Below are 24,496 nucleotides of genomic sequence, written 5' to 3'. Positions count from 1 at the left end.
CTCCAATTACCAATTACCCATTACCCATTTATATGAGTTTCCAATACAGCGCAGCCTTCGTGACTTTAGCAGACCTTGACAAAGAAGTTCTCGTTAAATTTTACACCAAATTTCTCGACCTAGAACCAAACCCTTACATTCCCAATAATTATGCTGAATTTCAACTCCCCGGCCTGAGACTCGGCATATTCAAACCGAAAGATTCCCACAAATCGGAATTTGCAAATCGAGCCAAAACAGGCATGAGTTTGTGTTTGGAAGTCAGCAATATCGAAACTGCGATCGCCCGAATCTGGGCCTTAGGATATCCCCCCGCCGGAGAAATTATCAAAGCCTCACACGGTTTAGAAATCTATGCCTTCGATCCCGCCGGAAATCGCCTAATTTTGCATCAATCCCATTAGAGTCTAGGATAATCCTCCCGCCTGTAGTCTGCGGTGGAACAGGCGTCTCGCCTGTTATTCTGTGGTGGTGATTCTGTGGTGGAACAGGCGTCCCGCCTGTGATTCCTTCAAAATCCCTCAACTATCTAATCAATTCAGCAAAACTATAAAAACTGATAATTAACAACAACAAAGCAGTGAAATGAGTCCACTGAAATTGAGGCCGCGGCCCGATATATTCCCGCACCAAAATTGAGAAAGAGGAACCAATGATATAACTCAAAGACAGCGTTAAATACTGCCACTGCAACGTTACACTCCACAGCCCGAGAAAAATCATCGCCAAAGTCAACATCACCAACTCAACAAACCGAGGCGGATTTTGCTGGCTAGACAGAATCACAGTGTTCAACCAATATTCCCAACTTCTCATGTTTTAACGATCGAGCTTTTGGATGTAGCCTTCCAGCTTAACCTACGATCGCCATTCAATCTGTCGCTGCAAACACACCAAAGCCTCCGCCGTCTCCACCTGCGGAAACTGGGCGTAAAAGCGGCTAACACTGTAAAAAGGGTGAGGAGTCTCCAGAATAATCGACTTATCGCTCATTTGCGCCAAAAATCCCATCAACTCTGGCGGGGCGACGGGCGCGCAAATCCACAAAGCCATCGGTTGCTGCGACTGCAAAGCCTGCGCCGCCACAGCCACCGTCATCCCCGTCGCAATCCCATCGTCCACTAAAATCGCCAAAGACCCCGCTGCGCTGACATTGGGCCGTCCCGAAGCCAAATCTGCCAACAGAGATTGAGCGCTATTTTCAGCCTGCTGGAGTGCTGATTTTTGCAAGCGTAAATTTTGCTGATTTTGCTTTTGCCAGAGAACCTGGCCGTCAGCAGTTGCAGCCCCGATCGCCAATTCCAAATTATCTGGGCGAGTAATTTTCTTGGCGACAACCACATCCAAAGCACAGCCCAAGCGGCGCGCAATCGGTACAGCAACCGGCAAACCCCCGCGCGGCAAGGCGTAAACAATCGGTTTAATAGTATCCTGTGTTGTTAAATTCAACTTGCCGAGCTCGCCTGCAACTGCCTCGGCCAGTTTTTCGCCTGCATCGGCGCGATCGTCAAAAAACGGGTTAGAGAACATATTTTTGCCTGTACGAGCAAACCCGATCTAAACTATAACTCTAGCTTCCCCAAAATCCCCTCTATCTTTAACAGCGGACAATTGACGGTGCACAATTAGAGCAAAAACCTAGATCGGATTTTCGCTGTCAACTATCAACTATCAACTATCAACTGTCAACTATCAACTATCAACTATCAACTATCAACTGTCAACTGTCAACTATCAACTGTTTAAACATATGTCCAGCGACTTGCAACTCAGCCTTTTTGACAGCAATCAAAGTGCTGCTTTCCAAAACGACTCAATACCAGCAAATGCCAAAATTCCCATTCCCGCCGGCACCTATCAAAACATGGAACAAATCGGCGAACACTGCAACCGCTGTCACCGCTGCGAATTGGGAAATACCCGCACTCACGCCGTCATCGGGCGCGGCAATCCTCAAGCCTCGATTTTGATTGTGGGAGAAGCGCCCGGACAAAATGAAGATGAAACCGGATTACCCTTCGTAGGGCGATCGGGCAAACTGTTAGATAAGATTTTAGAATCCGTAGAATTGAGCACAGAAACCGACGCATTCATAGCCAACGTCATCAAATGTCGCCCTCCCAACAACCGCCCTCCCACAGCAAAAGAAATCGAAGCTTGCAAACCATACTTGCTCGAACAAATTCGCATCTTAGACCCCAAAATCATTTTATTAACTGGTGCTACAGCCCTAAAAGGTTTGTTAAGCGACAAGCGACCAATTAGTAAAATTCGAGGTCAATGGATTGAATGGGAAGGACGTTTGTGTATGCCAATTTTTCACCCATCATACTTGTTGCGAAATCCCTCCCGCGAACCGGAAACACCAAAATGGTTTATGTGGCAAGATATGCAGGCAGTAAAAGCTAAATTGGATGAATTTAAAGCAGTAAGTTAAAGAGAGCATGATAAATCTCGCTTTTACCAGAGTCTCGATCCCCCTAAATCCCCCTTAAAAAGGGGGACTTTGATGTTCACTCTTGTCCCCCCCTTATTAAGGGGGGCTAGGGGGGATCGAGGGTCTAATCGTCAAACAGTAGCTTGTTGGCAACTGGTATTAAAATAGGTAAATTATGTTAATCTAAAAATATTAAACCAAAAAAAATTATGAGTCAATGCCTTAATCCCGACTGCCTCCATCCCAACCCACCCATCACCCAATTCTGCCAAAAATGCGGAAACAAACTGCTACTCGGAGACAGATACCGTGCAGTAAAATACATTTCCGAAGGAGCTTTCGGCCGTACATTCAAAGCCGTAGACGAACATCGACTCGATACAATTTGTGTAATCAAACAATTTCTCCCGCAACTACAAGGGAATGCCGCCATCCAGAAAGCGACGCAGTTATTCAAACAAGAAGCAGTCAGACTGCGAGATTTAGGCAAACATCCTCAAATCCCCGATCTATTGGCATTTTTTGAACAAAATAAACGCTTCTATCTAGTACAAGAATTTATAGACGGTGAGGATTTATTAAAAGAATTAGAGCAGCAGGGAAAGTTTAGCGAAAAACAAATTAAACAATTACTGAATGAATTGCTACCGATATTAGATTTTGTTCACAACCAAAAGGTAATTCACCGAGACATTAAGCCGGAAAACATCATTAGAAATTCTCACGGTTCTTTAGTATTGATTGACTTTGGAGTTGCCAAGGAATTGAGCGGTAGTGTTTTGACTAAAGTGGGAACTGTAACTGGCACTCCTGGTTATGCGGCACCGGAACAAATGCAAGGTCATGTTTTTCCAGCGAGTGACTTGTACAGTCTTGGTGTAACTTGCATTCGGTTATTAACCGGATGTTTCCTGAAAGAGATAAATGGAATTTTGTTTGATGAACTTTTCGATCCGATGCAAATGCAATGGAACTGGAAAAACAAGACAGTTCATCTCAACAAGGACTTGGCAAAAATTTTAGATAAAATGATACTATTTCCAGTTGGTGCGCGCTATCAATCAGCAGGAGAAGTATTGCAAGCTCTTGATTCAATCTCAGTATTACCCAATCAAATATTAGCACCACTACCGCCAGCAAAACCCGTTCATTCTTCAGCAGCAGCTAATAAAATATCAGCTAAATTTAAACCAAAAGCCTCTTACTTCAAATCCTTTACTGAAGACTTGGAAAATGGCGTGCAGTTAGAAATGATAGGAATTCCCAGTGGAACCTTCACAATGGGTGCGCCAGACATTGAAGCAGAAAGCCAATATAAAGAAAAACCTCAACATCCTGTCACAATTCAACCTTTCCTTTTCGGAAAATATGCGATCGTACAAGCACAGTGGAAAGCCGTTGCTAAATTGCCACAAATTCAATATCATCTCAACCCAGACCCCTCTAAATTCAAAGGCAATAACCTACCAGTAGAAAATGTCTCTTGGTATGAGGCGGTGGAATTTTGTGCTAGGTTATCTAAACATACTGGACGCAATTATCGCTTGCCCACTGAGGCAGAATGGGAATATGCTTGTCGTGCTGGTACGACTGCACCGTTCTATTTTGGTGAAACAATTACTACAGATATTGTTAACTATAACGGTAATTACTCTTACAATAATTCACCAAAAAGTCAGTATCGAGAACAAACTACAGATGCAGGCAGTTTTTCTCCCAATGCTTTTGGTTTATATGATATGCACGGGAACGTCTGGGAGTGGTGCGTTGACCCCTGGCACGGTAGCTATTACGGAGCACCAACTGATGGTAGCGCCTGGGATGAAAAATGTAATGATAATCGCTATCAAAATTCTATTGAATTATTAGTAAAATCTCAAAATAATAAAATAGCAAGGGTGCTGCGCGGGGGGTCGTGGCTTTACCATCCGAGGAATTGCCGTTCTGCTTTTCGCTTTTTCAATACGCCGGAATTTGACTATCATGACTGTGGTTTTCGAGTTGTATGTGTTGGTGTATGAACTTCTCAACCCTTGATACTTTCTCATTTTGCATAACAATCTCGCAACCACAAACGAATCGCCTCAGCAATTGCGCTTTTTTCGTTTTCTGCCGGCGACAACGGACTAACATCCGCCACTGTACCAAACCTAGAAACAATTTTTACTAATTCCCAGCCCTTCTCTGTTTTAGCTAAAAACAGCCAGTGATATTGCTGAATCTCGACTCGCTTTCCTCCGCGATATTGCAGTTCCAAAGTAGTAATAAAAACTTGACTGGCATTTTCGGGAAGTGCTTCTGCAAAATTTAAAGGTAGCGGTTCAAACTCCGGGCGACCTGCTAAAATTATTTGACGCTGCACGTCACCGATCGCCCTAGAATTGTTAGGAGCAAAGCCCGATCGCACAATTACCCGGTTAGCATAACTCGGCAAATCCTGCAACAGGCGATCGACTAAAGCTTCCAAATCAGCCGGACAGGGCGATCGCGCTAACAAACTGTACCGACTTGCGTTTATACTGCGATCGCCATTTGTGACAAAATTAGCAGCCAAAGTCGGACTTGCAACCGCAGATGTTAGCAGATAAACACAGATGAACGCGGATGGAAGTTGATCTGTGTTCATCGATTCTGTTTATCCAATCTCTTCACAAATCCGCGCAAAAGCCGCCACCGGATCGTCGGAAGCCGTAATCGGCCGCCCAATCACCAGATAATCAGCACCAGCTTTTAAAGCAGCCTTCGGAGTCATCGATCGCCTTTGATCGCCTCCATCAGCCCATTTTGGACGAACCCCCGGACAAACCAACAAAAAATCATCCCCGCAACTCATTCTTAACTGTTCCGCTTCTTGGGGAGAACAAACAGCACCAGCTAAACCTGTTTCCTTAGCTAACAATGCCATGTGCAAAGCATATTCCGGCAACTCTAAAGGTATCTTTAACTCGAAAGCCAACTGTCGCGAATTCAAACTCGTTAACAGCGTAATTGCAATCAATTTAGGAGTCGGTTTCTCAACCGCCGCCGCCCCTTCTACCAAAGCTGACTGTGCCGCTTTCAAAGCATCTTTACCACAAGTAGAATGGATGGTCAATAAATCTACATTGTATTTAGCAGCAGCACGACAAGCACCCGCCACAGTATTCGGAATATCGTGAAATTTCAAATCGAGAAAAATCCGTTTTTCCCGTTCTTTCAGAATCTCGATAATTGCCGGCCCGCAGCTAACGAATAACTCTAAACCGACTTTCCAGAATGATACGTCGGGCAGTTTGTCGATCAGGGCGATCGCACTTTCTTGACTCGGGACATCCAAAGGAACAATAATTTTATCTGCGATCGTAGTATCTTTCATAGTAAGAACTTCATAGTAGATTGGTGTCAAAACGTCAAACGTAGTCACAGACTGCTGTTTGGGGTTCGGGTCTAGATCCCCCCTAACCCCCCTTAAGAAGGGGGGGACAAGAGTATTCTCAAAGTCCCCCTTCTTAAGGGGGATTTAGGGGGATCTGGCCTCGGAGCAAAGCGAGATTTATCAAGGGTTATAGACTTAAGTTGACACCAATGGCGGTTAACAAATCCCAACTCAATCCACTAAGCGGACAAACTTATTTTTGCCCACTTGCAAAACTTTACCGCATAAATCAGCAGGTGATTCAAAGGTAAGATTAACATCCGAAACTTTATCGCCCTCCAACTTCACTCCGCCGCCCTGCATCAACTTCCGCGCATCGCCACTGCTTTTACACAATCCGCTAGCACTCAGAATATAAAACAACTTGGCCGGAAACTCCACGCTTGCTAAAGAAAACTCCGCCACAGCATCAGCTTGTCCCGCCGCACCTTTGATTAGCGCGATCGCATCTTGTTGTGCCCGATCGCCCGCTGCTTTCCCAAAATACTGACTTACCACATCCACAGCCAAAAGTTTCTGTTTTTCGCGCGGATTTTCTGGCAATTCATCAAGTGGCAAATCTGTCAATAGCTCGAAATACTGGGCGATCGAGCGATCGGCAATTTTCTCCAACTTAGAATACATCGTCAGCGGATCTTCCGACAAAGCTACATAATTACCCAAAGACTTCGACATCTTTTGCACGCCGTCAGTCCCGATCAAAATCGGCATCAGCAAACCAAACTGCGGTTTCATCCCAAAATGCCGCTGCAAATCTCTTCCCACCGCAATATTAAACTTTTGGTCAGTTCCCCCCAACTCCACATCGGCTTCCAACACTACTGAATCGTAACCCTGCATTACTGGATATAGAAACTCGTGCAAATAAATCGCATTTTCCTGCTGCATCCTGTTATCAAATCCCTCTTTAGCGAGCATCTGCTGCACCGTCATCGTGCCTAGCAGTTCCAAAATCTTCGCCATGTCCAATTTTGACAACCACTCGGAGTTATAGCGAATTTCCAAACGTCCGGGCGTGTCAAAATCTAGAATCGGACGCACTTGGTCTAAATAAGTCTTGGCATTTTCCGCCACTTGTTCGGCTGTCAACTGAGCGCGCGTCTCCGACTTCCCAGTCGGATCGCCAATTCTTGCGGTAAAATCTCCGATGACCAGTACCGCCGTGTGGCCTGCATCCTGAAAAGCTCGCAGCTTGCGGAAGCAAATACTGTGTCCCAAGTGAATGTTCGCCCCTGTGGCGTCGATTCCCAGTTTGACTCGCAACGGTCGATCGACTTTTTCCAGCAGTTGGGCCAGATTTTCGTCAGGGTTGCTAGAATCAGGTCGATCGGGAAAAATCTCGCTGATGCCGCGGTAAATTCCAGAAAAGTTAGGAGAAATCATAAAAGAGCGATCGTCCATCATTATATTTTGCAAAAGTGCAGCAGAATTAGTTACACTCACTGATTGACACATAAACACACAACTATCAAGCTACTATAATCTCAAAGCTGACCAGCTTTTATTAGCAAACCCATCCAGAAAGGGATACCAGCCCCGACAAGAGTCGCGGACATCCCACAATTTTAGACTAAGGTTCAAACTCCTAAATTTATCAGTGGAGTAAATCTAAAATCTAAAATCTAAAACCTAAAATCTAAAATCGATCAACTGACAGCCTCCAGCCTTGCCATCTAAAATTAAAAGTCTTAAACCCCAAATCGAGTGAGGAAGTGAAATCCACGTGTCAACCAACGCAGTCCGCAAAAATACGGAAAACCCAGCCCCTGTATTCGAGTTTGTTCAGTCAGTCAGCAAAGTGACCGCCGGAACCATACTCAGCATGACCATGCTTGCCAGTTCCGTAGTCGCCGGCGGACTGGTTGGCCTAGCGATCAGCTTCCGCAATTTGCCAGATGTTCGCATCTTGCAAACCTACTCTCCCACCGAAACTACCCACATTTATGACATCAACGGCCGCCCCCTAGCCAGCATCCACGATGAAGCTAACCGGGATGTCGTACCCCTTGAAAAAATCTCCCCGAACCTGAAACGGGCTGTTCTGGCGATCGAAGATAGCAACTTCTTTACCCACAAAGGTATCAACCCCGGCGGGATAGCCCGAGCTCTCATAGTCAACCTAGAGAAAGGTAGAACTGTTGAAGGCGGCTCGACTATGACGATGCAGCTAGTCAAGAACTTGTTTCTATCTCCCCAATCAAAATTTAGTCGCAAGATAGCTGAAGCGGTAATGTCTATCCGCTTGGAGCAAATTCTTAACAAAGACCAAATTATGCAACTGTACCTAAATCAAATCTATTTAGGTCACAACTTGTACGGCGTAGAGACAGCTTCGAGAAGCTATTTCAACAAGTCAGCCGAGAATTTGAGCCTTGCAGAATCAGCGATGCTGGCCGGCTTAATTTCCGCTCCCGAAGAATACAGTCCTTTTGTCAACTACAAGTTGGCAAAAGAACGGCAGGAAATCGTTTTAACCCGGATGAGGGAACTCAAATGGATTACAATAGCTGAAGAAGCAAGCGCCCGAGCGCAAAAAATTAAGCTGGGCAAAATCACTTCTTTTGGTGGCTCTCAAGTTCCTTACGTCACACAAGCCGTAGTCCAGGAGTTGACACGGCGTTTTGGGCGAGATGCCGTCCTCAAGGGTGGAATGCGCGTTCAAACTACGATCGACCTCAAACTACAGCGCATCGCCGAAGAAACCGTCAAAGCGTGGCACGATCGACTTTACTATCAAGGACTTTTTTACGATCGCGACCAAGGTCAAATTGCCCTAGCAGCCGTCGATCCCCGCACCCACTTCGTCAAAGCAATGGTTGGTGGCGTCGATTACCAAAAGAGTGAATTCAACCGCGCCATTCAAGCACGCCGCCAGCCCGGATCTTCCTTTAAGCCCTTCATCTACTACGCTGCCTTTGCTACAGGCAAATACGGCCCCGATTCAGTTGTCTACGACTCCCCCGTCGGCTACCGCGACGGCGACGGATACTACTACCCTCAAAACTACGGCGGCGGCTTCTCCGGTGCCGTCAGCATCCGCAGAGCTTTGGAAGTATCACTGAACATTCCCGCTGTCAAGCTCGGCCAAGAAGTCGGATTGAATAAAGTAATTGAAATTTGCCGGGTGCTCGGCATCAGAAGTCCCATGGAACCCGTAGTTTCTTTACCCTTGGGTGCAGTTGACCTCACTCCTTTAGAAATGGCCGGAGCTTTTGCTACCTTCGCCAACAACGGCTGGCATTCCGACACCACATTTATCGTGCAAGTCACCGACAGCAGCGGCAACGTCTTGCTTGACAACACGCCCAAACCAAAATTAGTTCTCAACGCCTGGGCTGCGGCATCCGTCAACAGCGCCCTGCAAGGAGTAATTTACAACGGTACTGCCAAGGCTGCCCAAATTGGGAGGCCCGCTGCTGGGAAAACTGGCACAACTTCCTCAGAAAGGGATATCTGGTTTGTGGGTTACGTGCCGCAGTTGTCGGTGGCTGTTTGGATAGGCAACGACGATTACACACCGATGAGCTACGGTGCTACTGGCGGTACAATCGTTGCCCCTGTTTGGCGCGATTTTATGAGCCAAGCTTTGCAGGGCGTTCCTGAAGAAGATTTCAAACCTGCTTCATCTTTTGAACGACCGTGAACGAACCTGACGGTCAACTGAGTACAGTTAGACCGCAGGCTTCTTTTTCCTTTTTTGCAAAGGCTTTTTTGAGTGACGGAGTTCCCCCGCCACTTTGATCGCTCAGACCAATTTTCTTGATAAGTTTGGCTGAATTTTCATCTCGATCCAAAGACTCACCGCACTGACAAGAATGCCATCTTTCCGATAACTCTTTTGGTACTTTATTGAGGCAATTCCAACAATACTGAGAAGTTCCCTTCGGCTCGACAAACAAAAGATTTTTACCCAATTTCCAGGCAACATACTTGAGAACATTAGCAAACTGACCGTGAGCAGCATCAAGCATTGATTTATTCAAGCCGCTTTTGGCAGATTGACCGTTTGGCAAATAAACTAAATTACCATTGTCGATCTCGGTTTTAGTTTTAGCGCGTCTTGTCAAATTCTTGATACTCAAATCTTCAGCCACCAAAACATCGCATTTACGAAACAATTCATGTGCCGTCTTGAATTGAAAATCAAGTCTCGCTCTAGCTACAAATTGATGCAGTCTAGAAATCTTGCTTTTTATAACTTGCCAAGGTTTAGAACCCTTGACTCTACTAGCTAGCTTCGCCTGAAGTTTTGCTAATTTCTCGGCAGATTTCCTCAAGAATCTAGGATTTTCAATTCTTTCGCCATTAGAAAGGTAAGCGTAATTAGTAATTCCCAAGTCAATACCAAGAGTGTTTTCATCAGTCGGTTGAATTTCTGCAACCGGCACGGGAACCGTCTTATCTTCTAGCGTCAGGGAAATATACCACCCGTCCGCTTCTCTAATAACTGTCCCCGTCTTAACCGTTAATCCTGTTGGTATTGGACGATGGAATGCCATCGGTATTTGACCTATTTTGGCAAGGTTAATGCAAATCCTATTTTGCTCATCCTTGGCGATATCTAAATTATCTAATTGAGGATAAGTAAAAGATTTGTAGTAGTGAAATCCTTTAAATCGGGGCTTGCCTCTACGATTGCCATTTTTGTCGGGTGTGGTGAAATTTGAAAAGGAAGTTTCCACTCGGTTAATCACATCCTGCAAAACTTGAGAATTCAAAGTTTTGTAATCAGGAAATAGCTTTTTAGTATTTTTTAGATCGGCTAACTGGATGGTTTGCCACTGCACGTATCCGCCTTCAATATTCGAGAAAACATCACCTTTCCTGGTCAAAGGATTGCCTGATTCATCTTTCTTTCTGCCATCTCTAGTTTGCACTCTAGTCAGAGGAATATTTTGGTAAATTTCCTCAACAGGCACTATGGAAGCAATTAAAGGGCAGGCATTGACAGGCGTTCTTGTGGACTCCCACCATCTGAATCTTTCACTCAATCGGTAGTTGTACTGCCGGCGACAAAGCTCTAGATGAGTCGAAATTGTTGCTAGTTGGGCTTTCGTAGGTTTGAGGCGGTATTTGTACGTCAGTTGCATGAAAACTTCCTTTTTTTCGACCTTCCCACAGTATAGAGTGAATTCCCTGAAAGGGTGAATGAGTTTTATCGTAAAGATGTTTTGTGGAGCAGTTCGTATTTTATTGCTTCTTGCCGAGGTGTTACCGTCTCCATACTTAGGAAGTATATTGAGAATCAAGACTCTCCCAAAGATTGATTTGCGGTAACTGAGTCTAATTGTCGGGCTGGTGTTCCTCCGACCGACGAGCCTTTCATCCCTACGGTAATTTAGTCGGGGTACGGAGCGTAGCAATTGAGATTCATCCCCTCTAAATACACCGAGGGACTTCCCGGCTGCTAGTTAATTATCAGTTGACAGTTGACAGTTGATAGTTGTCAATTGTCAACTTATGATTGCTTTTCCAGTTCAGATTTCATCCGCTCCAGCGTTGAGTTCATTTGCTCAAACATCTGCTGGGGCGTGATGCCAAATTGATTTAGCTGTGTTTTTAACTGCTCTACAGTCATCTGAGCCATGAAGTCTTCAGACAGCTCGAAGCGCTTCATAAAAATACGGTAGCGATCCATCATTGATTCCATCTGAGCGATGAACATCTTCTTGCCTTCGCGATCGAATTTGCCGTAATTCCCGCCTAGTGCGACGAGAGATTGATAGTCTTCAAACAACAGCTTGGCTTCTTGCTGAACAATTTCTGAATCAAAAAATCCCATAGCTTTCCTAATTTTTAATATTGAAGTGATTTTGATCTAGGCGGGAAATCCCGCTGCTTTTGGTACTATTTTATCAGTTGCCGGAGGAACTCTCTACCGCTCAAGGCGCAAAAATCAGTAGAAATTTCCGTACAGGATAAGGCATGGGCATCGGGAATTGGGAATTGGGAATTGCGAAGTCGAGGGATGGGGCATGGGGTCTTTATGGCATTGGGCTTGCAATAACAACTGACAACTGACAACTGACAACTGACAACTGTCAACTGTCAACTGTCAACTGACTTCTTCAAACTTGTCCGATACGCTCAAGTGGCCAAAACCTCAATACAGCCCGGCCGATGATATTCTTTTTAGGTAAAAATCCCCACCTGCTAGAGTCGTTACTGTTGTTGCGGTTGTCTCCCATCACGAAGTATTGATTTTCCGGGACGACATAAGGCCCCCACTGGTATTTAGGAGGTTCGGCAATATATTTCTCAACGAGGGGTTTGTCGTTGAGGTAAACTAGACCTTTTTTCACAGCTACTGTTTGACCTGGTAAGCCAATTACCCGCTTGATAAATGCTTGGTCTGCGGTAAAGCCTTGTTCTTGCAACTGTTCCGGCGGCGCAAATACTACGATGTCACCAGTTTTTGGAGGTTCCAGGTAGTAGGATATTTTTTCGACTACGACGCGATCGCCCACGCGCAAAGTTGGTACCATAGAATCTGAGGGTATGAAGCGCGGTTCTGCCACCAACGCTCGAATCACTATTGCTAAAGCCAAAGCAATAATCACAATCTGAAGATTTTCTCGCTGCGATTTCCACGCTTTTTGCCACCACGGGCTTGTGCTGAGCGAAGTCGAAGTATCAGGTAGGTTTTCTGCTACTTCTGTACCAAAATTCTTTTCTTCAGATGTCATTTACTCCTCCTATAATTTTATTGACTCTTATTCATAAAAAAGGCAGAGAATTAAGATTCTCTACCTTTTTTATATGCTGATTTTGAGTTATTTACGATCGCGCAATTTGCGATCTTAAAACTTTACTCGCGATCGCACTTACTCAACGCACTTACTCAGCGCCTTGGGGCAGCAATTCCCGTTTTTGACCTTGCAGCACCTTGACAATTCCATCGTCGCCCACATCTACAACAGCGATATCGCCATCTTTGATGCGGCCAGAAAGGATTTCCTCAGCCAAGCTGTCTTCCAACAACCGCATGATCGCGCGGCGCAGGGGCCTGGCTCCGTAGCTGGGGTTATAGCCTTCTTCTACTAGCCGTTCCTTGAATTTTTCGGTCACTTCCAGAGTGATTCCCTGTTCTGTCAAGCGGCCGAACACTTCTTTGAGCATGATAACGGCAATTTCCTTGACTTCTTCCCTGTTCAACTGACGGAAGACGATAATTTCGTCAAGTCGGTTGAGGAATTCTGGGCGGAAGTAGTTCTTCAGTTCTTCGTTAACCAAGGAGCGAATGCGGTTGTAATTAGCATCAGCTTGGTTGTCGCCGAACTCGAAACCGAGGCCGCCGCCACCTTTTTCAATGACCTTAGAACCGATGTTGGAGGTCATGATCAGCAGCGTGTTTTTGAAGTCCACGGTACGACCTTTGGCATCTGTTAAGCGGCCGTCTTCCAATATTTGCAAGAGCATATTGAAGACATCGGGGTGGGCTTTTTCGATTTCGTCAAACAACACGACGGTGTAAGGACGACGACGAACTGCTTCTGTCAGTTGTCCGCCTTCGTTGTAGCCGACATAACCAGGAGGAGAACCGATAAGTTTGGAGACGGTGTGACGTTCCATGTATTCGGACATATCCAACCGAATCATGGCGTCTTCGGAACCGAAGAAGTAGCCGGCTAAGGCTTTCGTCAGTTCGGTTTTGCCGACGCCTGTGGGCCCGGAGAAGATGAAACTGGCGATCGGGCGATTGGGATTTTTCAAGCCAACGCGAGCGCGGCGGATGGCACGGGAAACGGCTTTCACTGCTTCTTCTTGACCGATCAAGCGCTGGTGCAAGGTATCTTCCATGTGCAGCAGTTTTTCGGATTCAGATTCAGTCAGTTTGTTGACCGGTACGCCCGTCCAGCTTGCGACGATTTGAGCGATATCTTCTTCGGTAACTACTGGCGAAGGGTCGGTTTCGCCGGTGCGGGCCGAGTCAGTTTTTTTGGCTTGGGAAATCGCGCGAATTTCGGCTTTGATCGTCATTTCGCGATCGCGCAATTCACCTGCTTTGTCAAAGTCTTGAGAACGCACCGCTTCGTCTTTATCTTTCAGGACTTGGCGGAGTTCTTTATCAAGTTCCTTAGCTGCGGGCGGCAGTTGGGAGTTGATCAGGCGGACTCTCGAACCAGCTTCGTCTACCAAGTCAATTGCTTTGTCTGGGAGGAAGCGGTCAGAAATATAGCGGTGAGACAGTTTGGCGGCAGCTTCCAGGGCTGTATCCAAAATTTTCAGCTTGTGGTGCTGTTCGTAGCGTTCCCGCAAACCGAACAGAATCTCGATCGTCTCGTCAACGGTGGGCTCGCCGACCATCACGGGCTGGAAGCGCCGTTCGAGGGCTGCGTCACGCTCGATGTGCTTGCGGTACTCATCTAAGGTTGTAGCCCCGATACACTGGAGTTCGCCTCTAGCCAAAGCTGGCTTGAGAATGTTCGCTGCGTCGATCGCCCCTTCAGCCGCACCAGCACCGATCAAAGTGTGCACTTCGTCAATCACCAAAATCACGTTACCCGCCGTGCGGATTTCGTCCATGATTTTTTTGAGGCGTTCTTCAAATTCCCCCCGGTATTTCGTACCAGCTACGAGCAAGCCGATATCGAGGGTAACGACGCGCTTATCTTCGAGGATATCTGGGATATCGTTGTTAGCGATGCGCTGGGCCAGACCTTCGGCGATCGCAGTTTTGCCGACTCCAGGTTCGCCAATAAGTACCGGGTTATTTTTAGTACGGCGACCGAGGATTTGAATTACCCGTTCGATTTCTTTTTGCCGTCCGACTACGGGGTCAAGCTTACCATCAACCGCCATTTGAGTCAGGTTGGCACCAAATTCGTCCAATGTTGGGGTTTTAGTGCGAGCTCCGCCGCCGGTGGCTGCGACTTCTGCCGTTTCTCCCAGCATCCGAATCACTTGGGTGCGGACTTTCGACAAATCTACTCCCAGATTTTCCAGGACTCTGGCCGCTACTCCTTCACCTTCACGAATCAGGCCGAGCAGCAGGTGTTCTGTACCTATATAATTGTGTCCGAGTTGGCGAGCTTCTTCGAGGGACAGTTCTAGAACCCGCTTGGCGCGAGGGGTGAACGGAATTTCGACTGCTACGAAGCCCGAACCGCGCCCGATGATTTTTTCGACCTCAATCCGAGCATCTTTGAGGTTGACCCCCATTGATTTGAGGACTTTGGCTGCAACTCCGGTTCCTTCTCCAATCAGACCCAGGAGGATCTGTTCTGTCCCTACGAAGTTGTGACCCAGGCGGCGAGCTTCTTCCTGGGCCAACATGATTACTTTTATTGCTTTTTCTGTGAAGCGTTCAAACATGGTTTATTCCCACCTGCTATGTGCCCGTTTTGAGGTCACGCTCGCACAACGAGCGTTTTTGTTCGAGTGTTAACTCGTAATGCTAATTCTAGCGCGACACTCCCACCGCGAAAGCCGCACTCGGCTGCGGTTGCAGATTCCAGGCTCATGTTGCAGGGTGGCTTTCAACTGGGAAGACCCAAATGGTGGCTGACCTACAACCTCCCCTAGACTGCAAGAAGATTGCTCTTCTCGGCCTGTGCCCAACCTACGACTACGTATTGATGGATTCTAGCACAATGTTTTTGATATGAAGTCTATTAATCCAGTCGGATGCGCGATCTTTTGTTAACTTGAGCTTGCTTTAAACTCTGTTCTCATTTTCTCCCGAACAACTTTTAGACCGCTGCGCGATCGATCGCTATTGTCCAAACACAGACACGCTACATATAACGTCCCTGCGTAATTCCTGTTAGTTTTTGTTGCAAAGTAATGCGATCGGTTGATACAATATTTTCTATAATTGTCAACGCAGAGCGACTATTTTCGAGATAAATCTATCCCTAGTCACGAGCCCCAAAATTCACCCACGGCTGATGGGGTTTATCTGAAAAACCGAACTCTGTTAAAACAACAAGTAAAGACCGAGAATAGGTTAACCAAGGTAACTCAATATGCGACATATTGGCGAGCGAAAACTTTTTGATGATATTGCCTTAGTGGTGTTGAAGCAAAAGTAGGAGGGACTTTTTTATGTGCTGGTAGATTCTCCATTACTACTACCACGCTCACCCAGAGTTCCGGTACTAAAAATATTTGGATAAACACCTCACTAATCCTTGCTATCCATTGAGCAATTAATTATCATTAATCTCATATTATCTTGGGACTAATAGCACCGCTAATCGTGTTTTTTTTGCCGTGTATAAGTCTCCATAAACTTACTAATCTTATAGCAATATTGCCCTAAGTTACTCTTAAGATAATTAAAAAATTTTCACTACTATAATGCCAATGTGCATTTTTCAAAAGTTTAATTAGTCTTTGTTTTAGCTCTTGAGACAGATGGTTTATGGCTGGCATATATCTGGCGATCGCTTGCCTATGATATGTTGATATTCTACAATATAGATGCGCAGGGAGCATCTCAGTTTTGCATTTACAGTGCTGTCGGGAGTTCAAAAAAGGTTCGTAGTACGTCAGTAGAGTTCGCTCTTCAAAAAATGCTTATTGCAAAACTGAGATGCTCCCGATGCACAGCAGCTTAGAATCTGCTATCCAGGATTTCTCTTTTTGTGCTGTTGGGCAGTAGAGCGACTGTTGTGAGCCGATCGCCAAAAGATGTCAAATGGGTTCTATAAATGAAAAGCGATCGCTACCAATGGTGAAAGATTACTCTTTAACTTCTTAGAGATGAAAGAAATAATACCCAGACTCTCAGGAAAAATCCTATGCAATTAGTGAATCATTTAAGTATAAAAACAAAACTCATAGTCATGTTGCTGGTAGTCAGCCTTTGCGCTATGCTTGCGAGCACGTTTATATGCTCTAGCAGTGGGAAAGCTATTCTGACCGAAAAAGTCTTTAACCAATTAACCAGCCTTAGGGCTGTGAAAGCTTATCAAATCCAAGATTATTTTGAAAACCTTAAAAACCACACCCAAACCCTCAGCGAAGACTTGACAGTAGTCGCAGCCCTACAGGAATTTAAGACGGCTTACAGCGAACTTGAAAAGTCTAAAATTCCAGCGAATTTTGACGCAAAAATTGATACCTACTACCAGAAAGAATTTTTAACCAAACTAACGCGAACTAACGATGGTTCGCCTGTTCTGGCAGCATACAGGCCAAAAACACCCGCTGCTCGTTACCTACAGTACCACTACATCGCTGCTAATCCGAACCCCGTTGGCAAGAAACTTCTCCTTGATACTCCAGGCGACGCCAGCGCTTACAGCCGCGCTCACGCCCTCTACCACCCTATTTTTCGCAATATAGTTGAAAAATATGGTTACTACGATATGTTTTTGATCGATCGCGAAGGAACTGTTGTCTATACGGTTTTTAAAGAAGCCGACTTTACCACAAGCTTGATCGATGGCCCCTACAAAGAGAGTAACCTAGCAAACGCGATCGCCGCTGCACGACAGGCAAAGGGAAAGGGGTATGTGAAAATAGTAGATTTTAAGCCCTACAGCCCTTCCTACGGTGCGCCTGCGGCTTTTATCGCTGCTCCAATCTTTAACGGCTCGGAATTTATTGGTATTTTGGCGTTCCAGTTTCCCGTTGACAAAATTAACAATGTGATGACTGGTAACAAAAATTGGAAACAAAGTGGTCTGGGCGATTCAGGAGAAACTTATCTGGTTGGGTCGGATTATCTAATGCGCTCTGCATCTCGTTTCCAGATAGAAGACCCAGAAGGTCATGCAAAAATTCTAGCCTCTATCGGTACTGATGAAAAGACCATCAAGAAAATCAAAGAGTTCAATACTACAATCCTCCTACAGCAAGCGCAAACAACAGGAGTGAAGGAAGCATTGTTTGGGAAACAGGGCACGCAGGTGATCGACGATTATCGTCATATTCCTGTTTTGAGTTCTTATTCTCCACTAGATATTGATGGATTGAGGTGGGTGATATTGGCGGAGATGGATGTTTCGGAAGCCTATGCGTCAATTCACTCCTTTCAAAAAACAATTGTGATGGCAGCTACTGCAATCATCGCGATAATCACGGTTGTTGCCATGTGGCTGACCGCAATCTTTGTCAGACCCATCAAGAAGTTAATCGCTAGTGCCCGCCTGGTGGGGGCTGGAGAAGTTGACGCGGTGGTTAAATCTGGTTCAGAAGATGAATTTGGAGAGTTAGCTAAATCATTTAACCAAACGATAGGCCGCCTTCGTGCCGAAACTCAACTAATTCAACAGAAAAATCGCGAAAATGAAGCATTAGTCTTAAATATATTTAGTCCCGCAATAGCCAAACGCCTCAAACAGGGCGATCGAGCAATTGCCGATCAGATTTCTCATGTCTCGGTTTTGTTTTCCGACCTCCATCGATTTACTAAGCTCTCTCAAACCATGTCAGCTCCCGAAGTTATCGCTCTGCTTGATGAACTGGTAACAGCCTTTGATGAAATGACCGAAAAATACGGTTTGGAGAAGATTAAAACTATTGGTGATGGTTATATGGCTGTATGCGGGCTGAGTGTGCCACGTTTGGATCATGACAAACGCACAGTAGATTTTGCCTTGGAAATGCTGGCATTTGTCCACCGATTTAATTATGAAAAAGGCTTGGATCTAGACGTAGAAATCGGTATCAATTCAGGAGATGTGGTTGCAGGTGTCATTGGCAAAAATAAATTGCTCTATGATGTTTGGGGTGAGAGCGTAAATATTGCCAATAGATTGAAGTCGGCTTGTCCCCCCGGCGCAATCTTTGTGTCTCAAGATATCTACGATCGCCTGCACGATCTCTACGATTTTGAGTTGGTTGGTGAAATTCAAGAATCTGGAAAAGAAAAGTTAGTAGCTTGGCAAATCACAAGTTATAAGCTTCCAGTAAATGTTGGATCGGAGGAAGTCCATGAATAATTTAAGCTCTTCAAACGACTGGGAGATGTGGGCAGTAATTGTCGGATTAGGGTTCCCACTCCTCGTCGTTTTACTAGGAGAGGTTATTTATCACCTACAAAGGCACGCTAGACCACTGGCGACTACCCTGCTGGTTATAAAAAACCTTGTCCTGCCGGTCTTAATGGTGATGATTTTAATCAGGAATGTCCTGAAGCTTGACGTTAATGGGAATTTTCCCAAGCTCGTAGCAACACTGTTCTGGATATCTGCCATCTACGCATCTCTCTCGCTGCTTAATGTGATTTTGTTTGAAGAAGCTGAGGCTAATACATGGCGGGCACGGATGCCCAAATTGCTGATCGATCTTTCTAAGTTTTTTTTGGTGCTTGTAGGAAGTGCGATCGTGCTAGCGGCAGTGTGGGGTGCTGATTTGGCCGGTCTTGCTACTGGATTGGGCGTTAGCTCAATTGTGATCGGTTTGGCGCTTCAGGACACACTAGGTAGCGTCATGTCTGGCATGGCGCTGCTTCTAGAACGTCCCTTTAGCGTTGGTGATTGGTTGCGGATTGGAGATATCGAAGGTGAGGTAGTTGATATCAATTGGCGATCGGTTCGCCTGCTCACTCTCCAGCGCCAGATGATAATCGTTCCTCATCAGTTCATTGGAAAAGGAATCATCCATAATTACAGCCAACCAGAACGCATTTATAACCAACGCCTCAATATTGGTTTTTCCTACGATAGCCCGCCTAATCTCGTGAAGCAGGTACTAACAAGTACAGCCTTGGCTACCCAAGGAGTATTAGCGGAACCGGAACCAAATATTAAAACCAAATCCTATGATGAGACTGCAATTATGTATGAGGTGGAGTTCTTTGTCAAAAACTTTGAGGATGTAGACCAGATAGTCGATCGATTTATGACGCGAATTTGGTACGCAGCGCAGCGAAACAACTTAACGTTATATCGTTACCGATACTCGTATCCTGTGGAACCTGCTGATAAGGCAGATAGCGCTTCAACTAAGTTAGCCCAAAGCCTGCACTCAATTCCCGGATTTATGCCTTTAGCTAGAGAACCCAAAAATTTGGATGACTTAGGTAAGGGAACTATTTTACAGAAGTTTGGTGCGGGAGAGAAAGTCATCCGGCAAGGCGAGCCTGGTAATGCTTTGTACATTATCATTGCGGGTCAGGCTAAGGTCACAGTCAGGAACCAGTTTGGCATGGAGTTGGAGGTAATGACTATCTTGCGTGGTGAGTTTTTTGGGGAAATGGCACTATTTAGTGGGGAACCGAGTCCGGTATCAATCGCCGCCGTTGACGATTTGCAAGTTCTTGTCATCTACTCAGATGCTGTAAATACAATGATTGAACGCCAACCAAGCTTGGGGCGCGAGATAGGTCAAATTATAGAGGCGCGAAGCAAAGCGGTAAGTATGGCCGCCCAGGCAGATGTTTCGTCAAGAGTTCAGGTTGATTCCCTATGAGGATTTTGAAGTAAATTGATATCGAGTAACCAATTAAGGGCTCGGGACTAATTTTCTGTTCGGCTTGTGACAATTTTACCATTCTTGGGGCTGGTGAAAAAGCACGGTCATAGACCGTGCAAAGCATAACGAATCACAACCGCCTATGCAAGACCCATTGGTGACAAGTTAAGGTGACTACTGGTGTGTAGATGCTTTGGTAGTAGGTGATCTTCTCCCAAGCTAGAAGCGAATGGACGGCAGAATCTGGCAGCAGCTTCTGGCAAGGTGAGGCAACACTCTGCAAAAATTGTTGGAGAGAGAATGGACGCACGATTTGGCATTGCCGGGAAAGAGATCTTTTGGTTTGTAAGGCAATTATCTATGTATATCTTGCCTTACAGATTTTTTTTGTCACTTTTTCAGTGCCATTTGACTAAAGTCCGCAAGAAAGAAGGACTGAAGTCCGAACGATCGAACCTATTGGGTTCGAGGCGACTTTAAGATTAGCCCATTTTTTTCTTCTTCCAAGCTTCAACAAACGGCAAAAACACCGACACTAATTCCTGGCGACTCATCACCAAAGTTGGAAAAGAAACCCTCGCATAATTCTTACCCACTTCCAGCGGAAAAATCGCTTGGGATTCCAGCGGTAGCCAAACCGCACCCGCAGCCTTGACAATTACCCAACTCCCAGCAATATCCCAAATTTTAGGAGTCGCTTCAACTCCTCCCATCGCCACACCGGAAGCCACCATTAAAAAATTGTAACTAGCCATCCCCAACATCCGAATTTTACTCGGAAGATGAGGCCCAATTCCCACACTCCGCGAACACAAATTAAAAATATGATTTCCACTCAGTTTATCATCACTCGGGCGAATCGGGCGATCGTTTAAAAATGCACCTTGAGGCATATTTGTCAATACAGGATCGTCCGCCAAATTCTCTGCATAAAAACCGTGGAAAGTTTGATTCAGGGGTGGCAAATGCACGCAGCCAAAAACTGGAGTTCCGCGATATAATAGACCTAAAGAAATCCCCCAAATTGGAATGCCCCGAGCAAAATTAGTGGTAGCATCGAGAGGATCGACAACCCAACACCATTCAGTATCGGGTAAAACGTGCTCTCCTTCTTCGCTCAAAATCCCGTGACTGGGAAACGCAAGTGCGATCGCATTTCTAATCTCTGCATCCGCCCAATTGTCAGACTGCGTAACCAAACTGCCATCAGATTTCTCATCCGCTTGTGCAGAACCGAAATCTTTCAAAAACTGCTGTCCGATTGTTTTGACAGTTGTCTGAGAAAAAGTTAGAATAGAGTTCCAAAAATCTTGCATTAGTTACTGGTTTGTAGGAGAAGACGGCGGTTGAAACCGCGCTGATAAAAACGAAGACGGCGGTTGAAACCGCGTCTACAAAAACGAAGTCCGCCTCCGCGGACTGAAGAGAACTTTCTTCAACCCGCGGAGGCGGGTTTGGTCTGTATAGACGCGGTTTCAACCGCCCGGTATTCTCAGTCTAATTCATTTTCAAGGATAGTTGCGATCGCACTTTTAGCATTATCCTGAAATTCTGCAACATCCACCAGACTCAACAGATACAAAGCGAAAATCATACCCACAGCCGGCACTGCAAAAACCAACCCGTAAGCCAACATCGGCACTCCAAACAAAGTCCTGCCAAAATCCAAAATAGCACCGCCGCTAACCGTAGCAAAACCCCGCGCCATCGCTTGCGACAAACCCCAAGCGCCAATAAAAGTCCCCGCAGTTTCCGCAGCCGTCAAATCCAACATCAAACTCAGTGCCCCCGTCGTTGTAATTCCCGAAGCTAACCCGAAACACATCAAAGCCGACTTAAACACAATGGGATTACCAGTAAATCCCGATAAAATAATCAAGCCAAAACAAGCCGCCACCGATAAACAACCCAATCTAATCGTATTTTGCTTGCCAATCCGCGGCACAATTAAAAAACCAGTTGCGCTCAAACCGATGAGAACACCAGTACCGTAAATAGCATTCAACCGCGTACTTTCCGAAATCGGCATCTTAAAAATTTCCCCGCCGTAGGGTTCCAAAACGGCATCCTGCATAAACAAACAAATTGTCATCACCAGCAGGAAAGTAAAAAACAAACCAGTTTGGCGGCTAGCAGTCAAAATCCGCAGCGCACTTCCTAAAGTAATCTTATCTTCTCGATTAACTGCGATCGATCGCGCCCCGTAACGCGAATACTTCTTCTCAACCCCAAAAGTTGCAATCCCCACCAACAGCAAAACCACCGCCGGCACCTTCACAAACAAACCATTAATCGAAGCCTGCAACACTTCCCGCGGCACATCCCCATCAATCTGCTTCAGCAAACCGCTGCTGACAATCGCCCCGATAATAATACCAACCATCAGCATCGACCACACCACACCCACCAACTTCGATCGATCTTCCTCATCGGAAACATCCACCAACAAAGCAGCAAAAGGAGTCGAGCTCGAACAAATCGCGATACCGTAAACTGCAAAAACCAAACCCAGCAAACCCACCCAGCCGTAAGTCGGAGTCGTCCACCCCACAGCGTCTAAACTAGCGCCCAAGCGCCACATCACCTGCACCGCCAAAAAAGCCGAAATCACAAACAACAGCCCTCCCATCCACACGTAACCCGTGCGGTGATGGCCAAACAAAGGCTTAGCATCCGACATTTGCCCGAACCATACCCTCGCTGGCGCCACAAACTGGTGCATCGCCAGGGTACCAGCCACCACAGTAGCCGGAATCGCCAACTCCTTAATCATCACGCGATTGAGTACCCCCAGGGTCAAAATCGACATCATGCCCAGCCCCATCTGAAACAAGCCCAGGCGGAACATCGTCGCGAGGTCAATTCTCTTTTGGGCAGCAGTCGTGGAATCTGTTAATGTAGAATCTGGCAAACGGTCGATCGGCATAACTTTTCAAATAAAGACAACATTTGAATTTATAGTAACTGAGATATTGCAATCGGCCGCCATTATACCCACAGCTAGAAGCTCAAATGACATTATTCATATAAAAATAAAGAGAATCAATATAGCAACCGCCACCTGAAAGCGCGGACATAAATAACCTCATGAATCGATCCCCGATCCCGCGATCGATAAACCGTTTGATTCCCGTACTATGTAACTGTCAACTGTCAACTGTCAACTGTCAACTGCTATAACTGTGGATTTACCAACCGTGACAACTATCACCCTAGGACAAAATGGCCCAGCCGTCATTCCCCTGTGCGTCGGAACTTGGGCTTGGGGCGACAAACTATTTTGGAACTACGGCAGCAACTACGGCGCCGCCGAAGTAGAAGCAGCATTCAACACATCCCTAGATGCCGGAATCAACTTTTTCGACACAGCCGAAGTCTACGGTAACGGCTTGTCAGAAGAATTGCTGGGACAGTTTATCAAAAAAACTAGCCAACCCGTGCAAATAGCCACCAAATTCGGCCCCGTACCCTGGCGGATTACCGGAAAATCAGTTTCCGAAGCCTTGAGTGCCAGCTTAAAACGGTTGCAAGTAGAACAAATAACCCTCTACCAAGTACACTGGCCTTTTAGTTTTTTACTGAGTCAAGAAACTCTGATGAATGCCTTAGCAGACGAAGTAAAACAAGGCAGAATTCAAGCAGTAGGAGTCAGCAACTATTCCGAAGAACAGATGCGCGAAGCTCACAAAATACTAGCAGCCAGAGGCGTCCCCCTAGCAACAAATCAAGTCCGTTACTCATTGCTATCGCGGCAAGTAGAAAAACAAGGAATTGTACGTGCAGCCTCGGAATTGGGAGTAACAATTTTAGCTTACAGCCCCTTAGCCCAAGGATTGCTCACCGACAAATACACAGCCCAAGAACCACCTACAGGAGCCCGGAAAATGGACTCCCGATTCGGCAAAGTGGGCCTTGAAAAAATCGAATTAGTCATGTCTACCTTGCGAAAAATGGGGAGAAAGCGCGATCGCACGCCCGCGCAAGTTGCCCTAAACTGGTTAATAGCCCAAAACGGAGTTATCCCAATTCCCGGCGCCAAAACCGCAAAACAAGCCGAAGAAAACGCAGGCGCCCTAGGCTGGACTTTAAGCCAAGATGAAGTCAACCAACTAGAACTAATGACACGTCCCTGGCGAGAATAAATCTCTAATAGGTATGTAGTTGCGCTTGAGCGCTCTATCCGAGGTACGTAGTTGCGCTTGAGCGCTCTATCCGAGGTATGTAGTTGCGCTTGAGCGCTTTATCCGAGGTACGTAGTTGCGCTTTAGCGCTCTTTA

The 24,496-nt window shown here is 46.0% G+C and carries 18 protein-coding genes and 1 pseudogene; 8 read left to right on the top strand and 11 right to left on the bottom strand.

Annotated features, from left to right (window positions below):
* The first annotated feature begins 32 nt into the window (after positions 1–32).
* On the top strand, positions 33–404 hold the full coding sequence (locus tag JGK11_RS02425; RefSeq protein WP_293191180.1) for a VOC family protein: 372 nt from the start codon (positions 33–35) through the stop codon (positions 402–404).
* A 121-nt stretch (positions 405–525) separates the two neighbouring features.
* Here JGK11_RS02425 and JGK11_RS02420 read toward each other — a convergent pair whose 3' ends face one another.
* A complete protein-coding gene (locus JGK11_RS02420) occupies positions 526–816 on the bottom strand; it encodes a hypothetical protein (RefSeq protein WP_293176112.1) in 291 nt (96 codons plus the stop codon).
* 42 nt (positions 817–858) lie between these two features.
* Positions 859–1,530 carry a phosphoribosyltransferase family protein gene (locus JGK11_RS02415; protein WP_293210430.1) on the bottom strand — a complete coding sequence of 224 codons (672 nt, stop codon included), beginning with the start codon at positions 1,528–1,530 and terminating at the stop codon, positions 859–861.
* A 220-nt stretch (positions 1,531–1,750) separates the two neighbouring features.
* Between JGK11_RS02415 and JGK11_RS02410 the strand changes: the two genes are divergently transcribed.
* Positions 1,751–2,437, top strand: coding sequence for a uracil-DNA glycosylase (locus JGK11_RS02410; protein ID WP_293176108.1), 687 nt, complete (start codon positions 1,751–1,753; stop codon positions 2,435–2,437).
* 209 nt (positions 2,438–2,646) lie between these two features.
* Entirely contained in the window at positions 2,647–4,458 is a 1,812-nt protein-coding gene (locus JGK11_RS02405) for a bifunctional serine/threonine-protein kinase/formylglycine-generating enzyme family protein (RefSeq protein ID WP_293191182.1), read from the top strand.
* Positions 4,459–4,481: 23 nt separating this feature from the next.
* On the opposite strand, the gene JGK11_RS02400 is transcribed toward JGK11_RS02405, so the two are convergent.
* The 3 genes from JGK11_RS02400 to tyrS all read right to left on the bottom strand — a co-directional run bounded on the left by JGK11_RS02400 (position 4,482) and on the right by tyrS (position 7,256).
* The gene (locus JGK11_RS02400) at positions 4,482–5,063 is read right to left on the bottom strand and encodes a hypothetical protein (protein ID WP_293176104.1); all 582 of its coding nucleotides are present in this window, start codon (positions 5,061–5,063) and stop codon (positions 4,482–4,484) included.
* A gap of 9 nt (positions 5,064–5,072) precedes the next feature.
* The gene (gene pyrF / locus JGK11_RS02395; protein WP_293176102.1) at positions 5,073–5,792 is read right to left on the bottom strand and encodes an orotidine-5'-phosphate decarboxylase; all 720 of its coding nucleotides are present in this window, start codon (positions 5,790–5,792) and stop codon (positions 5,073–5,075) included.
* A 231-nt stretch (positions 5,793–6,023) separates the two neighbouring features.
* A complete protein-coding gene (tyrS, locus tag JGK11_RS02390; protein WP_293210528.1) occupies positions 6,024–7,256 on the bottom strand; it encodes a tyrosine--tRNA ligase in 1,233 nt (410 codons plus the stop codon).
* Positions 7,257–7,575: 319 nt separating this feature from the next.
* On the opposite strand from tyrS, the gene JGK11_RS02385 reads away from it, so the two are divergent.
* Positions 7,576–9,495, top strand: coding sequence for a transglycosylase domain-containing protein (locus tag JGK11_RS02385; RefSeq protein WP_293176100.1), 1,920 nt, complete (start codon positions 7,576–7,578; stop codon positions 9,493–9,495).
* A 13-nt stretch (positions 9,496–9,508) separates the two neighbouring features.
* On the opposite strand, the gene JGK11_RS02380 is transcribed toward JGK11_RS02385, so the two are convergent.
* A complete protein-coding gene (locus JGK11_RS02380; protein ID WP_293176098.1) occupies positions 9,509–10,942 on the bottom strand; it encodes a transposase in 1,434 nt (477 codons plus the stop codon).
* 51 nt (positions 10,943–10,993) lie between these two features.
* Between JGK11_RS02380 and JGK11_RS02375 the strand changes: the two are divergent.
* Positions 10,994–11,119, top strand: a pseudogene (locus JGK11_RS02375) (transposase); the annotation flags it as partial.
* A gap of 191 nt (positions 11,120–11,310) precedes the next feature.
* Here the strand turns inward: JGK11_RS02375 and JGK11_RS02370 are convergent.
* The 3 genes from JGK11_RS02370 to JGK11_RS02360 all read right to left on the bottom strand — a co-directional run bounded on the left by JGK11_RS02370 (position 11,311) and on the right by JGK11_RS02360 (position 15,167).
* Positions 11,311–11,634, bottom strand: a complete 324-nt coding sequence (locus JGK11_RS02370) for a DUF1825 family protein (RefSeq protein ID WP_293176096.1) — start codon at positions 11,632–11,634, stop codon at positions 11,311–11,313.
* Between the two features lie 286 nt (positions 11,635–11,920).
* Positions 11,921–12,538, bottom strand: a complete 618-nt coding sequence (gene lepB / locus JGK11_RS02365; protein WP_293176094.1) for a signal peptidase I — start codon at positions 12,536–12,538, stop codon at positions 11,921–11,923.
* Between the two features lie 151 nt (positions 12,539–12,689).
* Positions 12,690–15,167 (bottom strand): ATP-dependent Clp protease ATP-binding subunit, encoded by a 2,478-nt coding sequence (locus JGK11_RS02360; RefSeq protein ID WP_293176091.1) that lies wholly within the window; start codon positions 15,165–15,167, stop codon positions 12,690–12,692.
* A 1,430-nt stretch (positions 15,168–16,597) separates the two neighbouring features.
* Here JGK11_RS02360 and JGK11_RS02355 point away from each other — a divergent pair.
* Both JGK11_RS02355 and JGK11_RS02350 read left to right on the top strand, forming a co-directional pair.
* Entirely contained in the window at positions 16,598–18,745 is a 2,148-nt protein-coding gene (locus JGK11_RS02355) for an adenylate/guanylate cyclase domain-containing protein (protein WP_293176089.1), read from the top strand.
* Positions 18,746–18,914: 169 nt separating this feature from the next.
* Positions 18,915–20,216: a mechanosensitive ion channel family protein gene (locus JGK11_RS02350; RefSeq protein ID WP_293176087.1), complete on the top strand. Its 1,302-nt coding sequence runs from the start codon at positions 18,915–18,917 to the stop codon at positions 20,214–20,216.
* A gap of 485 nt (positions 20,217–20,701) precedes the next feature.
* Here the strand turns inward: JGK11_RS02350 and JGK11_RS02345 are convergent, their stop codons facing one another.
* A complete protein-coding gene (locus JGK11_RS02345; RefSeq protein WP_293176085.1) occupies positions 20,702–21,535 on the bottom strand; it encodes an inositol monophosphatase family protein in 834 nt (277 codons plus the stop codon).
* Between the two features lie 176 nt (positions 21,536–21,711).
* Complete coding sequence (locus JGK11_RS02340) at positions 21,712–23,145, bottom strand: BCD family MFS transporter (RefSeq protein WP_293176083.1); 1,434 nt, start codon at positions 23,143–23,145, stop codon at positions 21,712–21,714.
* A 271-nt stretch (positions 23,146–23,416) separates the two neighbouring features.
* Between JGK11_RS02340 and JGK11_RS02335 the strand changes: the two genes are divergently transcribed.
* The gene (locus JGK11_RS02335) at positions 23,417–24,361 is read left to right on the top strand and encodes an aldo/keto reductase (protein WP_293176328.1); all 945 of its coding nucleotides are present in this window, start codon (positions 23,417–23,419) and stop codon (positions 24,359–24,361) included.
* Positions 24,362–24,496 lie beyond the last annotated feature (135 nt).

It is taken from the genome of Microcoleus sp. PH2017_34_RAT_O_A (assembly GCF_020737885.1).
Taxonomy (GTDB): domain Bacteria; phylum Cyanobacteriota; class Cyanobacteriia; order Cyanobacteriales; family Microcoleaceae; genus Microcoleus.
Note: the sequence above shows the minus strand (reverse complement) of the source record. Positions and strands in the feature narration are given on the sequence as shown.